Source organism: Microcoleus sp. B4-D4 (assembly GCF_036705185.1).
In the GTDB taxonomy this organism is placed as follows: Bacteria; Cyanobacteriota; Cyanobacteriia; order Cyanobacteriales; family Microcoleaceae; genus Microcoleus.
In genome coordinates, this window is the sequence record NZ_JAUBTX010000014.1 from 1 (window position 1) to 1,851 (window position 1,851).

Consider the following 1,851-nt stretch of genomic DNA (forward strand, 5'->3'; position numbering starts at 1 on the left):
ATAATGTGACAACATTATCTAGTTATGCCAAAGCTTTGATCGCAAATAATCAGCATGAGAAAGCTTGGTCGTTGTTTGAGCGAGCGCTACAAATTGAACCTAATAATGTGACAACATTATCTAGTTATGCCAAAGCTTTGATCGCAAATAATCAGCATGAGAAAGCTGGGTCTTTGTTTGAGCGAGCTCTACAAATTGAACCGGATAATGTGACAACATTATCTAGTTATATCAAAGCTTTGATCGCAAATAATCAGCATGAGAAAGCTTGGCCGTTGTTTGAGCGAGCTCTACAAATTGAACCTAATAATTGGATAACATTATCTAGTTATGCCAAAGCTTTGAGTTCAAATAATCAGCATAAAAAAGCTTTACAGTTCTTTGAGCGAGCGCTACAGATTGAACCTAATAATCGGATAACATTATCTAGTTATGCCTATGCTTTGAGTTCAAATAATCAGCATGAGAAAGCTTTACAGTTCTTTGAGCGAGCGCTACAAATTAAACCTAATAGTGTGACAACATTATCTAATTATGCCAAAGCTTTGATTGCAAATAATCAGCATGAGAAAGCTTGGCCGTTGTTTGAGCGAGCGTTACAGATTGAACCTAATAATCGGATAACATTATCTAGTTATGCCTATGCTTTGAGTTCAAATAATCAGCATGAGAAAGCTTTACAGTTCTTTGAGCGAGCGCTACAAATTAAACCTAATAATCTGATAACATTATCTAGTTATGCCAAAGCTTTGATTGCAAATAATCAGCATGAGAAAGCTTTACAGTTGTTTGAGCGAGCGCTACAAATTGAACCAAATAATCGGATAACATTATTTAGTTATGCCAAAGCTTTGATTGCAAATAATCAGCATGAGAAAGCTTGGCCGTTGTTTGAGCGAGCGCTACAAATTGAACCTAATAATCGGATAACATTATTTAGTTATGCCTATGCTTTGAGTTCAAATAATCAGCATGAAAAAGCTTTACAGTTGTTTGAGCGAGCGCTACAAATTGAACCGAATAATCTGATAACATTATCTAGTTATGCCGAAGCTTTGATTGCAAATAATCAGCATGAGAAAGCTTGGCCGTTGTTTGAGCGAGCGCTACAAATTGAACCGAATAATCTGATAACATTATCTAGTTATGCCAAAGCTTTGATTGCAAATAATCAGCATGAGAAAGCTTTACAGTTGTTTGAGCGAGCGCTACAAATTGAACCAAATAATCGGATAACATTATTTAGTTATGCCAAAGCTTTGATTGCAAATAATCAGCATGAGAAAGCTTGGCCGTTGTTTGAGCGAGCGCTACAAATTGAACCGAATAATCTGATAACGCTAAATAGTTATGCCTATGCTTTGATTTCAAATAATCAGCATGAGAAAGCTTGGCCGTTGTTTGAGCGAACGCTACAGATTGAACCTAATAATGTGACAACATTATTTAGTTATATCAAAGCTTTGATTTCAAATAATCAGCATGAGAAAGCTTGGCAGTTGTTTGAGCGAGCGCTACAGATTGAACCTAATAATGTGACAACATTATTTAGTTATGCCAATGCTTTGATTTCAAATAATCAGCATGAAAAAGCTTTACAGTTGTTTGAGCGAACTCTTCAAATTGAACCTAAGAATCTGATAACATTATGTAGTTATGCCAATACTTTGAGTTCAAATAATCAGCAGGAGAAAGCTTTACAGTTGTTTGAGCGAGCTCTTCAAATTGAACCTAATGATCTGATAACGCTAAATAGTTATGCCAAAGCTTTGACTTCAAATAATCAGCAGGAGAAAGCTTTACAGTTGTTTGAGCGAGCTCTTCAAATTGAACCTAATGATCTGATAACGC

At 35.8% G+C, this 1,851-nt stretch carries 1 protein-coding gene; it reads left to right on the top strand.

Translation table 11 applies throughout. The annotated features are described in order from the left end of the window. On the top strand, positions 1-1,851 hold a 1,851-nt coding region (locus tag QUB13_RS13135; RefSeq protein ID WP_333381595.1), incomplete at both ends, for a tetratricopeptide repeat protein.